The 13,375-nt window shown below is 53.1% G+C and carries 14 protein-coding genes; 13 read left to right on the forward strand and 1 reads right to left on the reverse strand.

The genetic code is table 11. From position 1 onward, the window contains the following. The first annotated feature begins 72 nt into the window (after nucleotides 1-72). The 13 genes from AC07V9_RS07235 (at nucleotide 73) to AC07V9_RS07295 (ending at nucleotide 11,727) form a co-directional block, all read left to right on the forward strand. Nucleotides 73-294: a hypothetical protein gene (locus AC07V9_RS07235; protein ID WP_495015043.1), complete on the forward strand. Its 222-nt coding sequence runs from the start codon at nucleotides 73-75 to the stop codon at nucleotides 292-294. A 165-nt stretch (nucleotides 295-459) separates the two neighbouring features. Continuing rightward, nucleotides 460-675, forward strand: a complete 216-nt coding sequence (locus tag AC07V9_RS07240; RefSeq protein WP_495015044.1) for a hypothetical protein — start codon at nucleotides 460-462, stop codon at nucleotides 673-675. A 2-nt stretch (nucleotides 676-677) separates the two neighbouring features. After that, nucleotides 678-2,768, forward strand: a complete 2,091-nt coding sequence (locus AC07V9_RS07245) for a hypothetical protein (RefSeq protein WP_495015045.1) — start codon at nucleotides 678-680, stop codon at nucleotides 2,766-2,768. 96 nt (nucleotides 2,769-2,864) lie between these two features. Then, nucleotides 2,865-3,134 carry a hypothetical protein gene (locus AC07V9_RS07250; RefSeq protein ID WP_495015046.1) on the forward strand — a complete coding sequence of 90 codons (270 nt, stop codon included), beginning with the start codon at nucleotides 2,865-2,867 and terminating at the stop codon, nucleotides 3,132-3,134. 555 nt (nucleotides 3,135-3,689) lie between these two features. Beyond that, a complete protein-coding gene (locus tag AC07V9_RS07255; RefSeq protein ID WP_495015047.1) occupies nucleotides 3,690-4,934 on the forward strand; it encodes a DUF3150 domain-containing protein in 1,245 nt (414 codons plus the stop codon). Nucleotides 4,935-5,004: 70 nt separating this feature from the next. Beyond that, nucleotides 5,005-5,925 (forward strand): hypothetical protein, encoded by a 921-nt coding sequence (locus AC07V9_RS07260; protein WP_495015048.1) that lies wholly within the window; start codon nucleotides 5,005-5,007, stop codon nucleotides 5,923-5,925. A gap of 96 nt (nucleotides 5,926-6,021) precedes the next feature. After that, complete coding sequence (locus AC07V9_RS07265) at nucleotides 6,022-6,633, forward strand: hypothetical protein (protein ID WP_495015049.1); 612 nt, start codon at nucleotides 6,022-6,024, stop codon at nucleotides 6,631-6,633. A 121-nt stretch (nucleotides 6,634-6,754) separates the two neighbouring features. Continuing rightward, nucleotides 6,755-7,132, forward strand: a complete 378-nt coding sequence (locus AC07V9_RS07270; protein ID WP_495015050.1) for a hypothetical protein — start codon at nucleotides 6,755-6,757, stop codon at nucleotides 7,130-7,132. Between the two features lie 176 nt (nucleotides 7,133-7,308). Next, nucleotides 7,309-8,226: a hypothetical protein gene (locus AC07V9_RS07275; protein ID WP_495015051.1), complete on the forward strand. Its 918-nt coding sequence runs from the start codon at nucleotides 7,309-7,311 to the stop codon at nucleotides 8,224-8,226. Then, complete coding sequence (locus tag AC07V9_RS07280; protein WP_495015052.1) at nucleotides 8,216-9,130, forward strand: hypothetical protein; 915 nt, start codon at nucleotides 8,216-8,218, stop codon at nucleotides 9,128-9,130. Before AC07V9_RS07275 ends, AC07V9_RS07280 begins: the two co-directional genes overlap by 11 nt. Before the next feature lie 40 nt (nucleotides 9,131-9,170). After that, nucleotides 9,171-9,869, forward strand: a complete 699-nt coding sequence (locus tag AC07V9_RS07285) for a hypothetical protein (RefSeq protein WP_495015053.1) — start codon at nucleotides 9,171-9,173, stop codon at nucleotides 9,867-9,869. After that, entirely contained in the window at nucleotides 9,833-11,239 is a 1,407-nt protein-coding gene (locus AC07V9_RS07290; protein ID WP_495015054.1) for an ATP-binding protein, read from the forward strand. The genes AC07V9_RS07285 and AC07V9_RS07290 overlap by 37 nt, the downstream gene beginning before the upstream one ends. A gap of 2 nt (nucleotides 11,240-11,241) precedes the next feature. Next, complete coding sequence (locus AC07V9_RS07295; protein ID WP_495015055.1) at nucleotides 11,242-11,727, forward strand: hypothetical protein; 486 nt, start codon at nucleotides 11,242-11,244, stop codon at nucleotides 11,725-11,727. A gap of 54 nt (nucleotides 11,728-11,781) precedes the next feature. On the opposite strand, the gene AC07V9_RS07300 is transcribed toward AC07V9_RS07295, so the two are convergent. Next, nucleotides 11,782-13,299: an HD domain-containing protein gene (locus AC07V9_RS07300; protein WP_495015056.1), complete on the reverse strand. Its 1,518-nt coding sequence runs from the start codon at nucleotides 13,297-13,299 to the stop codon at nucleotides 11,782-11,784. Nucleotides 13,300-13,375 lie beyond the last annotated feature (76 nt).

Raw genomic sequence — 13,375 nt, forward strand, 5'->3', positions numbered from 1 at the left:
CTCACAACCCGGCACCGTGCCCGGGTTACACCCTTGTTTAATCCTGTGCACGGCAGGTAAGAGGCTTTATCCATGAACACACTGAAATCAGCAATTGTACGCATCGACACCGCTCTGAACATGTTCTGGATCGGTGTAGTTTTGCGTCGCTATCACGAAGCGCAGGCAGCGCGTTTTAGCCGTTTGGCGGAGCGCCTTGCCCACGATGCAGTAAACCGTCCAATGCGTGACTACGTGAGCCACCAGGCTTGCCGTCATAAGCTGGAAGTCGAGCTGCTTCAAGGAAAGGTTTAATACGTTTCAAGGCTGCCCTTCGGGGCAGCCCTTGCTCTGAGAGCTGGATCAAACATCCAGCTCAAGCTGGGTGTTTGACGAGTTCTTCGAACTCACAACCACCCGGCTCCGGCCCCGGGTGTTGATCTCTATTGCCCCTAGGTCCGGAGGGTGCGAGGAAACACCATGAAATTGATCAAAACCGTAGCGCAGGCTGTAACTAAATTCGTGATGGTCCGTTACCACCGCCGCATGGCAAGTGTGTACCGGAAAGTAGCTGCGCAGCATGCAGACCTAGTCATTCACACGCAACACCGTGTCCCAAGTGCTTCGCTCGCGAAGCTACGCGGGATCGCGGCACAGCACGACCAGAAAGCCAAAGCTATTCGAATCGGAGAGTGATCATGACTGCTATGTTGCCTTTCAGCGCCAACGCTATTACCCAGGGCTGGATTTCGTTCTTTCGAGTTCTAGCTTCCAACACAGGCATCGAATTTGTATTTGGTCAAAACCAACCAGTAGCAACGGATGGGAAACGTGTTTTCCTTCCGAACCTGCCGGTGAAGCTGACGATCGATGACTTTGACCTCACGAAAGCATTCGCTTTCCACGAGGTGGGCCATATCCAGTTCTCTGACGTGGCGTTCTTTCAGGCGTTTGCAGCTAAGCATGGCGACTTTGCCCGCTTCCTGCTGAATGCCCTCGATGACGTCTACATGGAGTACAAACAAGCACGTGCTACCCGAGAAGCCGAGAGATACTTCCGGCGTAAGGCAAACATCCTGTTCAATCGAAAGCAGTTCCGCGACGGCAGCCAATCGGTTGCTGAAGCTGTGGCCTGCTATGCCCTTTGCTATCTGCGCAAAGATCGCTGGAGTGAATATAGTGAACCGCATGCGGTGATCGAAACTAACTTCAATGAGCACTTTGGTACTCATGCTGATCGCGTGCGTGGCAACCTCAATGACGTTCTGATCAATGAATTCCCTAATGTTCAATCAACTCAAGATGCTGGAGCGTTAACGCTACGGATCATCGCGATGTTGAAAGCATTGGGCGAAGAAGTGGAGAAGAAAGACGAGCCAAAGAATGAAGATCCTCAGGGCGGTGGGCAACCATCGCAATCAGGTAACTCTGACGGTGGCGAAGGTGGTCAACGTGGTGAAGCTGAACCGGGTAACCCTGGGAAGCAACAGCCTAGTGAAGGGGAGGGCGGTAGTGCAGGTAACTCTCAGGGCGACTCTAAAGCCGCAGGGGCAGAAAAACCTGGCAAGGACGGTGTTCAAGGTGAAGCACAGCCTACGGGCGGTGACGAACCTGGTCACGGGAATGGCCAAGGTAAATCTAACGCTGCTGGTGATGATGACACCGCAAAGAGTGCCGCAGGTGCTGAAGATAAAGACGGTCAAACCGGCGATTCGGGTAAGGCTTCTGGCCGATCCCTGAAAGAAATCGTTGATGAGATCGTCAACGCTACTGGGTTGGGGGATAAAGAGGTTTTTGATGACCGCGAGGCTGTCAAAGCTGTATCCAACTCGGTCAAGGCAGGTACCAATCCTGCGTATGAAGGCCAAACGCTTGCTCCAGATTGCGTCATCGACGGAAAACTGGATGCTGCGCCTGGCAAGCCTGGAAAGGGCATTGGCGGTGGCGCAGGGAACAAGGAGAAGGTCGACGGGATGTCTGTTACCCCGTTGGACGCTGCTGAAGCTCTGCGAATCGAGAAGTGCCTAGGCCGTCGGTCTCAGGTACTGGCCAGTAAGCTGCAAGCTTTGCTGATGCAACAAGAAGAAGCGGAGTCGTACTCGACCACCCGTGGACAATTGGGGCAGAGCCATCTCTACCGTCTAGGTCTGGGTGACACTCGACTCTTCATTCAAAGTGAGGAAGCGGAGCGCCCTACAACTGCAATATCGATTGTTGTCGACCTTTCCGGTTCAACCATGGACAAGGCTGACAAGGCTTTCGCAATGGGTGAGGAAGAGGATCAGTTCGAGGCCGCTAAAGCCCCGAGCACCCTGCGCTCGATCCTGGAATCAGTGATGCTGCTCGAGACGGTCTTTGACCAGATCGGTTGCCCACGTGAGGTTCTGGGGTTTGCACCGCGCACGGGTGAGCTGATGTCTGTTGCTCGAACTTTCGGCGATAACAAGCAAACCGCGCTCAAGCGCATTGGCGGCCTCCGGAAAATCGCCGGCGGGAGCCACACCCCTATTGGAGAAGCAGTTTTCCATGCGGGGCGTCGTCTTATTTCTCACGAAGCTAATCGGAAAGTGATGTTTGTGCTGACCGATGGCGCTCCGGGAAATATCGCCAAGGCAAAAGAGATGACTCGTTTCTGCGAAAGCGGAGGCGTTCGTGTGGTGTATCTGGTCATCGGTGAAAAGGTCCGTACGGACTGGCTTACTGAAGCGAAGATCCCATTTGCGGTAGCTAAGTCGAGTGCAGAAGTTTCTCCAGCGCTGCTGGCTGAAGCAAAAAAGCTGTTGATGTAAACCATGTACCCACCCGGGTATTCCGAGGAATCCACCTCAGAACGCCCGGGTCACCGGGCGTTGCAATCAATGCCCCAGCTCGGGTGCGAGGAATTTATGTCAGGCCTAATCAACTATGACTACGTCGAGGTAGCTATCTCGGCGTGGAACGATCACGTTTTGGAACCGCTGGAAATTTCGCTGGAAACAGTGGAGGGCCATGGGTTTCACGCTGGCTTTAACGGTTATCCGTGGCAAGCGCCTGATGTGATCAAACAAACGCCGGCACTGCTGAAAGGCTGGAACGCCGGTTGGACTGCTGCGCTTGAGCGCGACAAAAAAGAGGAGGCCGCTACGCGCGCTGCTGAGAAATTAGCAAAGCGTTGATGCGGACTCCTTGATAGATCTCATCAGGTTGATCCTTCGGGACCGACCTTGCTGGGTGTTTTCGAGACAACGTGCTCGATACCACCTGGCCCCGTGACCAGGTGTTGTCTTTTCAATGCCCCGACACGGCGGGAGCGAGATTGATCATGAACCTCATTGATCGTGCAGTAAGCGAGTTTACGAACACAGTTCCAGCAGCCGGCTCGCCTGATGAAAAGAGGGCAATCGCGGCAGCGTGCAACGTTGGTTTCAATGCCCCTAACGGGGCTGCGATGCCAACTCAATTCGAAAACATACCCCTTCTAGCGAAGTGGTATGAGATCGGATTGAAGGCACAGGCTGGCTTCTGTCGTCCCGCATGACCTGACTGATACGGCTTAGGCCGATGAGTCAGTGGAGCCCCCATCCAGGGGCTCCATCTCCTCCTAGTGAGCTGGATCAAACCTCCGGCTTACGCCGGGTGTTTGCTCGAGTTCATTGCTCGAATCACACCCGGCTCCGGCCCCGGGTGTTTATTACTTTGCCCCGAGGTCCGGCGGGTGCGAGAGAAATACCATGACCGACACAAACGTAAACAACTCTGTTCAAATCGTTGCTCAAACTGCTGAAACCGAAGTAGCGGTGCTCAACCACCAGATCAAATGCATTTCGGAAGATCGTCAGATCGACCTGAATGACATCGATGTGAAGGTGGGTGAGTTGCCAGAGAAGGCTCGTAAGCTCCTCAGCGAGAAAATCTTTCCAAAGGATTTCCTCCGTCCATACCACCGCATCCGCGAGCAAGCGGAAGAGGTGCTGGACAAGCTCGGCTCCATCAAAACTCAACTGGGCGGTATTAACACCATCGCATCAGCAGTGGAGAAGGCAGAAGAGTTGGATGCCCTGGAAGTGAAATGGAATCAGCTTTTGGCTGACGATAAAGTCCGCTACACCGACATGTGCCAAGCGCATCTGTTGGAGTTGGGGCAAAAGGCAATCGCCGCCGGCGCTGACCAGTTAACTGTTGCGAAGCTCACAACAGCACTGGTTAAGCGTCAGCCGACGTGGGAAGAAGTAGAGAAGAACATCACCTTCGCGTACACGGTTCATATCATCCAGCTGGACGATAAGAACTTTAACGCTCAACTCTACAAAGCTCAGCGCGACAGCGTTGTGGCTCTTCGAGAAGGGGTGATGGGGGCTTGCGTACAGCACGTATGTGCTGAGGCGCTTGCAATCTGGAAGTTGGTAGACAGCAAGGATCGGACCACTAGCAATGGCGAGATCAAATTGAACCCTCGCACGATCCGTCGTGCGAAAGCGATGACTGAAAAGCTGGTTCCACTGGCCTTCATTCACCCGCTGATTCAGCCGCTTCACGACGCTCTTAATGGGCTTCTGGGCAAGCTGCCGGAATCGGGTTTCATGAGCGCAATTGATTATTCGAACTTTGTAGCGTGCCTCACTGCACTGCGTGATCAGCGAAAAGTTGTTGATCACCTGCATAAAGGCACGTTGCTCATCTCGATGGTCGCTCCCGTGTTGCAGCAACCTAGTCTGGCGTTGACCTCGCCAGCTTCGGCTGTCACGGCTTCTGTCCAAACCACAGGTACTCAGCAGCAGAACGCTGCAACCGCCCCCGCGGTTGTCTCGGCACCCGTTGATGTCGCTCAAGTTGCATCAACTGTTGTAGAGACTACGGCTCCGGTCGTAGTTGCAGAAGCTGTTGTAGAGAAGCAAGAGGAAACGGTCCCGGCCGTCGAATCGAGCACCCCTGCTGAACAAACAGGCATTACTGCCTCGTTCGACTTCTACCTGTAACTCAAACCTTCCCACCCCTGACGGGCCACCACACCCGTTAGGGGAGTGGTGCGCCCGATTGGAGCGCGCTATGCAAACTGATCTATTCGGCGATGTAATTCGCACACCATCTGTTAGAAGACAGTCCGAACGCAAGATAACCACTACCAAGTTGGTTTTCGATCGTAAGGCACTGTGGTCGACCTCTGGATATCTGCCAGGCGCTGTTCAGGTTGAAAAGGAAAACGTGGCGGAAGTCATGGCTACCTCGGATACCCGATCAGACAACGCCACAATCGAACGCTTGGAGATTGCCCTTGGGCTGGAACCTCGTGTGAAGAATGGGCAGTGGATAAGCGACACGTTTGGGTTTCAGTACCGTCGTGTTGGTAAACCATTCAAAGGAGCCAAACGTTTTGGGGAAAAGGGCAGCCTTTTCCGGGATCTGAATAAGCAAATGACGCTGACATCTGCAAGGTCTGCGATCGAGCCACTATTCCATGATCCTTGTTCCTGGTTGGTCATCAACTCACTCACCGTCCTCGACGTTCGACTGAGAATGATGGATGCCGATGAGGACCACCAATTCTGCCTCAAGGCATTCTTGGGCGTTCTCGCTCAGCACGACTTCATCGACAACACCCGTACGGGAGAGACCATCAGGTCGCTCACCAAGCGGGATCAGATGCGCGATAAGCGGGCTAAGGATCGAGAAGCTAAAGGGCTTCCACCGATTGAAACTGTAATCAAACCTATCAAGGTTGCTGAGCCTGTGAAGGCACCAGCTCCGGTGGTAGAGGCGGTTGTGGTTGCACCGGTGGTAGATGACGCATTCATTGGTGAGCTGCTCGAAGATGATTTCGTGCCGGAACCAGAGATGAACGCTGACCTCGCTGAGTTTGACGACGAAGACGAGGAAGTCATTGCTAAACGAGGTGGGAGAAGGAAACCGGTATCCAAGGCTCTCATGGAGGCCTTTGAATCCGACGACTTCTCATACGAGTTTGACTAACTGATGTTCGAGGGACGCTGCCGGCGCTCCCTCAATAAATTCTATAGCCACCCAAAGGTGTGCGAGCTGAGGTCCGGCCCTCAGTAGGAGAAACTCATGAAACAAAATATCAAATCGAAACTGGTCCCAATGATCGACAACTGTGTGATCGGCGCTGCAAAGGTTCTCTGGAAGGTCATGAAGATCTTCGATCCTCGGCCCATCCAGGCTCACTATGCAGCTCGCAAACCCGTCAAGAACGTTGAGGTAACCCAGTGCTTTTCACTGCGTGGTGCCGATGCCGAGCTGAACATTGCTCGGCTCGCAAACGTGCACATCATGAGCAGTACCGGCCGCGGCCGTGGATTGGTAAGCCGTAAAGGGCTAATCAAGATCTACAACGCAGCAAATGGTCAGTTCCTGATGATTCGCGCCCAAGGTGTACCAACGGTTCAAGGTGAGAAGCAAATCCCAAGACACGGCATTGCATTGAACTACGATGCGAAAAAGGCTCTGGGGATTCCAAAAAATCAAGAGGATGAACTCCAGCTGTTTGTTGGCCCTGCCAACCTCGGTGATGAGGAGTTCTATCACATGTACCAGGACACTGACGCCTCAAGCCGTACGGCTCGGGCACTGGGCTGGTACTTGGCAATCGGGGGCGTTGTTTATGCCTTGTTTCAGACAGCCTTGAGCTGCCTAGAAGCTGGCTTAGCGCTGTTGTTTTGATTGATCGGTGACCTCGCTTCTTCCGGACAACGGAAGGGGCGGGCGTCACCTCCAATCATCTTCGATAAGAGGGTGGTTGGAGGTGGCGCCCGCCCCGGAAATTAGATGAAGAGGTGTCACAATGTTCGATCTCGTAAACCAGCAAACGCCCAACGATGTTGCAGATCAAGGTTTTTCGTTCGAAAGCCATTTCCGCTACGGCGCTGAATGCATTCTTGCTCGGCCTGAAGCCCCTAAGCTCTATTTCCCTGATTCGATGCCGCTTGAATTCGTTCGCAATACCATCGAAGCGTGGAATGTGGAGCTGAAAGGGTATTATCCAGGCACGGGTTACTACGCATTCAGCCAAGAAGATGAGATGGCAAATCCTGAGCATCATGTATTGGTGCTCTTCGCGGACGAGAGCTTTTGCAACACATTCATGGGCAACGTCGAATGCGAGAGGTTACCAGCCCACCTGGGCTATTCGATTGGTCAGTACTTTGGTAAGCAGGGGTAATTTCCTTGTGTGCCGAAACTGCCATCCTCATTCGGCGTGCGCGTACCTGGACGCGCGTTGAGGGCCGACAATCGGCCCTCTAGCCACTCCCTGAATTCCCCACCCCCTTTTTGGGTAGCGTGCAAAATTCTGAGCCTTCAGCATATGAGGTCGGAATCAGTAAAAGCAGCTCTCCAATGTCTAACAGAGAATTCTTCAAAACGATGTGGTCTGAAGCCCCAAACGATCGTGGGCTTGACTTTGATCACTTCACCTTTTCGATTGACTACATACGCGACTGGTTGACCGCCAATCTATTTGACTGGGTTGTCGACTATTCACACCTCCTGATTTACCTTTCCTTTGCTCTCTCCATCACCCTGATTTTCCGACGGACACTGAACGCCAAAAGCGGTATCGGTGCGCTTCTTGTCGTCCTCATTTTGCTACGTGAAGGCGAGAACTATTCAATTGCCCACCTGATTTTTGGGCCAACAGTGAATCCTCAATTCCTCAACGTAATATTGGCCAGCGTGGCTGTAGCAGGCCTCGCCATTGGGATTGCGGTGAAGCGCTGGCGTACCATTGATCGAATCATGGTATTTGGAGCCCAGGGCGCCGTCGTGTTAACGACACTCCTGTTCCATATGCTGCTGGTGCAAACCATCCTCCCGGGCTGGAACTTCAGCATTGCCTGGGGAAATATTGCAGCAGTAGCCCCTCCAGAGGAGATGGCTAAGATTTGTAAGGACAGTCGCCTCGTTTGTTGGCAGGGGGACACATTCGAACCAGCTGCATTCAACCCCTACATCAGGGATCAGGTGAGGGCTCGTATGGAGATGCTCCATGCCGAACCGATAGCTGAAATGGGTAGCACCTTCGGCTCGGACAACGATCTGGTCACCAACGGGACCATGGCTGTGCTGGTCTACAAGCGCAACGAGCACTATTGGGTTATAGGCGACAGCAAGTACGGTGTACGCGCTCATACCGTTATCTTGCGATCGTTCTACATCCTCTGCGCCATCGCGCACACGATTTGGATCGCTGGGGCTCTAGTTCTGATCTGGTTCCACAAACGACGATTCGCAAGGAGACACGCCATTGCTTATTGATTTCTCAGCTATCCACGAGAAATACCTTAGGGGATCGTTGAATGATGGCGTCTGGAGCTTTGAGGCCGTCAATCCTTCGAACCCGAGGGCAGGGAAGCACCTGAGTACTTATCAGGTCTTCAGTAATGCAGGCCTGTCTGTTGCGCTTTATCTACGAAACGATTTTGAGGGGGTTGTTGCTACTCGGGTGCACGCCGGCCTCAAGTTGGTTTTTAGCCGAAAAGTGAAGGAAACCTTCCTGCTGCAGAAAGACGAACAAAAGATCTCCCTCACCTTGGACATGGGGGGCGTGCGTGCTCTGTACGCATGGCTTCAGGGAGACACCACGGCATTTTCATACGAAATCGTTCGGCCCGATGCACCCAAGAAGCAGATTAGTGGATTCGAAACTGATCTCGCATTCCCTCTAAGCATTCGTGCAAACGAGTCCGATGCCTATGGCAGTGGAAGATCGATCAGCGTTGGCCTCTCTGACGCCGATATCTTCCACCTCCAACTCTACTGCCTGGCCTTAGCAAAAGTGCTGTATCCATCCTTATCCGACACCGCACTGCTTGCTCATCTGAAACCTCGCATGCCCGCTAAGAGGATGGTCCCGACTTCAGATTCTCCTGCCCCGGTAATGGATAGGGAGAATCAAGCAGCTGTAGCCTCTTCTGAGCACGTTCTCGCGTTATCCCGACACGAGGGGAGGGCACCACCCTCCGCATTTGACCCTGAGCGCTCTAGAAAGGCCGTATTTGCGGTAGGAAAGAACAAGTGGCCGAAGAAAGATCTAGCTACCATCGAGCACATTCAGAGTGGGCCGGTCGACGCAATGGATCGATTTGTGAAGGACGGCAATGCTGGCCGTTTTGAGGAATGGGACAGGCTCTACGCCATTCTTCACCATGAAGGCCAATGAGTTAGCGATTTTGGGGCAGTCCCTACCCACTATTTAGGGTATGACTACTGAAAATCTGAAGTTCCCATTGATCGTCCAACACAACGCTGAGTTCGCGCGGGAGATTCATGCGGCCAAGGAGGTCAGTCGACTCCTCCAAAAGGCAAACTTCCCGGGACAAGACGTTTGGATTGATCTCCGCTTTGACTATTCGCTGTCGGACCACTCGACCTCCAATTTGGATGTCATGCTCGTCCGTGGCCAACCTCATGGGACGGTGAAGCTCAACCTGCAGGGTCTTTACCTCATGCAGGATTTTGAGGTGATGATCAACCAAGTTATTCCTCATGAGGTTGCCCACATCCTTCATGGCATCAGGGCCAAGGTTGAGGGTTACGAGATCCAGAAACCTCACGATGAAACGTGGACAGACTTGTTCCTCGACCTGCTGAGCGGGAATGACCCAGATATAGAGCCGGCTGCAAAGGTTCGCGGGGATTTCGATGACCGCGCGATCAAGCTAAACCGGAGCGGCATTTTGGTCGAATGCGAATGTGGTGATGACGAATCGTTTGAGGTCATCGCTGATACCGCCGGCAATTCTGCCAAGTTGCGGAACGAAGAACTCAAGTGCACGACCTGCAAATTCCCCTACGTCCGTTCCCAGGGCGACTCGATTCCACAGCGCATCGCCGCTGACCTGAAATTTCTAGAGAAGATCAAATGCATCAAGCTTCAGCATACTCACCTTCAGCGGTAGCTCAGGGCGTGGCGCGCGCTGGCGGCCTAACCCATTTTGATGAAATCAATATCGGCGTTGACGCCAAGACTGGTGAGCCCAAGATCTGGTCCTATCCATCGGTCTCGAACTTCAACGTCATCTTCTTGGGTGGATCTGGTGCGGGTAAGACTCACACCATCCATCACATGGCGGCCAACGTCTTTGTTCGCGGTACCACACTTCACGTAATCGATATCAAGGGCGACTTCGCACACTCAAACTTTGAGGCGACGGGGCTGGGGCACATGCTCGCCCCCGATGACTTCAACGATATCAAATTCAACTACTACCAGGATGGTTGCTCGCTCAATCCTTTGCAGGTACCGCGGACAGAGGAGGGTGGGGGAGTAGTTCGAACGATCGAGTACGTGAAGGAGCTTGTGAAGGTATTCAACCCACAGGCGGGCCAGAAGCAACTCAACTACCTGATTGAGATTCTGAAAAGCGTCTACCTGAAGGCCGGCATTGATCATGATGACCCAGCAACATGGGCTATGACGTCCCCGACATTAGTAGAGGTGCTACACGAAATCGACCTTATCTTCAGTGCCCTGACTGGGGGAATGGATACCACGACTGTCGCTGATATTTTCAAAGCGTTTGGTCAGGCTAAATCTCAAGCGGACAAGGACATCCGCAAAATGAAGATGCAGGAAGAGCCGAATTCGGCAATCGAGGAGCGTGTTCAAGAAATCAGGGCGACTCTTGAAGATACCCTCAAAGGCCATGCAGCGAAGCTCATTAACTACGACGTTCTGACCAGTAAAAAAGGGGTCGGCGCTGATTGGGAACACTGGTCGAAAGACACGCTCTTCAGCCTGAAGGCAATCATTCAGGGGATGGTTGATAGCCGACTGTTTACCGGTAACCCATCGAAACCTAAAGCCGGGAAAATCAACCGGTATGACCTCACCGCACTGAGCCCTGCTCACCAGCAGGTCATTATGAGAATCATCGCAAGCCAGGTGTTTGCAATGGGGGTCATGGAGACGAAACGGAACAACTCCTTTAACCCCAAATTCCCGGCGCACATCCTCATTGCGGACGAAGGGAAGCACATCAAAGAGATTTCTGTCTCTCCGATCAGCCCATTCAACCGGATCGGCACAGAAGGTCGAGGATATGGTGTCGGGGTCTGGTGTGGTGTGCAACAGCCAGATCAGGTGACCAAGGATTTGCTTAAAAACTTTGCAACGTTCTTCCTGCTGAAAACTCCGGATGCTTCATATCTGGAAATCACAAAGCTGTTTGGCGTCCGTCCGACGATGCTGAAGTCGTTACAGCCGCGCGAGAATTTGTTGTTTGGTACGGGGGGTGGCTACTCCCTTGTGAACCACTTCAGGGGCTAGATATGGTCAGGCGTTACACCTCTATCCTGATGACGCTTGTTGCGCTCTCAGGGTGCTCACACGATGACAAGCCCATGTTCGCTCCCTCAGCGGCAGACCTACAGGACCAGAGTCAGTTATCTGGAGCGGGGCAGGCTGTTCAGATAGGGAAGTACGGGGCGGCGGAAAAGGTACTCGGCCAGTACGTGCATCGCGATAAAAACGGTGATCTGAAGATGAAATACTTCGGAATCAGCGGAGAAAACCGCAAACACGCGATAGATACCGTTGTAGCTTTGCTGTGGGAGACCGGGCGCGACGACACGCTGAAGCAGTTTGCTCGCGACTACCTTGACGGATCCGAGTATCAGACGACCCTATGCCGAATTTCAGAGAGACAGGCGAAGTATGAAGAGGCCTACCACTGTTGGAATGACATGGGTGAGGTTGACCGAGCTGAGAGGGTTATGAGGACTGAGGCTTCATTCAGGATTCTCGGCACCCCCTAACATCCTTACTCCCCGGCATTGCGCCGGGGAAAAGTTTTCGCATGCGGAATCTTTTTACCCGGAAGCTTCGGCAACTGGGTTTTCATCGTCAGACTCATTCTTATCCAGAGTCGGCCTGAGGATCCGGATCATCCCATATTTCGTGGTTCCCCATTTTGGAACAGTGGCGGGAAGCAGGTCAGAAATCCGATCTTTATCCAGCAGAACACAGGCTTTCCAAGGCTTCACTCCCACCTTCACATCAAACATTCCGGTCGGGCTGTCCATGTCCTTGATTTTGGACATAAGCAATCCTAGGGCGACCAATGAATCTCGAATGACGGGGATTGAAGGGTGACTGAAGCTTCGTGAGTCGACGCCCAACTGCATTTGCCTCGCGAGTTCATTAGGTAGGAATTCACTCAGGGACTCGATGAGGCGAGACATCGGAATGATGACGTACTCAAAGGCTTCCTTGGTCCAGCCGGCGTCTTGGCCCCCGCGGTAGGCATTGATATCGGCAACGTTAAGAAATTTCTCAATCGCGGAAGACACAAGGTCGATCGTATTCGCTGCGGATTGCGCGGAAGCAATCCCGGCAGCTTTCTCTGACTGGATGGTTTTCCCGTCAGAATTTCGAATCGCACTGATTAGCCGCTCAACCCGATCTCCAACATTCGTAGGAAGTTGAGTTGGGTGATGGTAGTACCGAAGCGCCATGGTCAACGTGAATTGATCTTCTTGGGGCAGTAAGAGGAACTCTGGCTGCTGGCGTATGAGATATGCGCTGAAGGTGTTGTGATGAGTCGCGTCCTTACGCTTGACCCACTCCTCGGGCCCTTTTTGCTGGTACGCGAGGAGTTTGTCCAGATCGTGAGCCAATCCGGCAAGCCGAGCCAATGGTTCGACCCAGCCCTTTGAGTGCATGTATTCAGCGACCGCCTTCGAGATGGCTATGGAGTGGTGTAGAAGCGAGGCATCTGCGTGGTGGTGGCCGACGCTTGCTGGCACTGTGGAATGGGCCTTCAGCATTTCCAGGACAGCTACATGCAATTTCTCAATCGGCGTTTCAGGAGAGCGTGCAGTGGGGACAGGTTGGCGATCGCACCGCAAAAAGATTTGATTGAATGGGTCGATGTCTTTCACCCCTTCAATGACCTGGCCGGTATTCGGATCTTGGGAGTCTGGAATCAAAACCATCATCGTCGATCCAGGTATGTCGCACGGGAAAAGCCCGGACACTGACGGATCCACCTCAGCCTCATCCTCCTGCTGCTCTGCGCCATTCCTCGGGGCGTAGAAACGGGCAAGACCGATCGTGACAAGTGAATAGGCGACTACGGCGAAAAGAACCGCGTGGACGATGTTCAAGGCGACAGCGACAAGAGTTCCGACGTAGCCCCCATCGGAGATGAGCTGGGTCAGGATTCTCGGTTTAAACATGTACCAGGCAGGCGCTAAAGCGGAGGCTTGGTAATTCAGGTCTTGGCCGATCTCTACGAGATATGCCGCATAGCCGCCGATCATCAAAGCCAGCATGACGAGCATCGGAAACATAGCGGACTTGGCATTCGTTGAAGTCGAATTGCTCATTTTTCTGCATACCAAAATGGGTGACCCAAAAAGGTTGCCGGTTTTTTTACAAAAGTTCCAACCAAAACCGCGTTTT

It is taken from the genome of Pseudomonas sp. GW821-FHT02A11 (genome assembly GCF_059421985.1).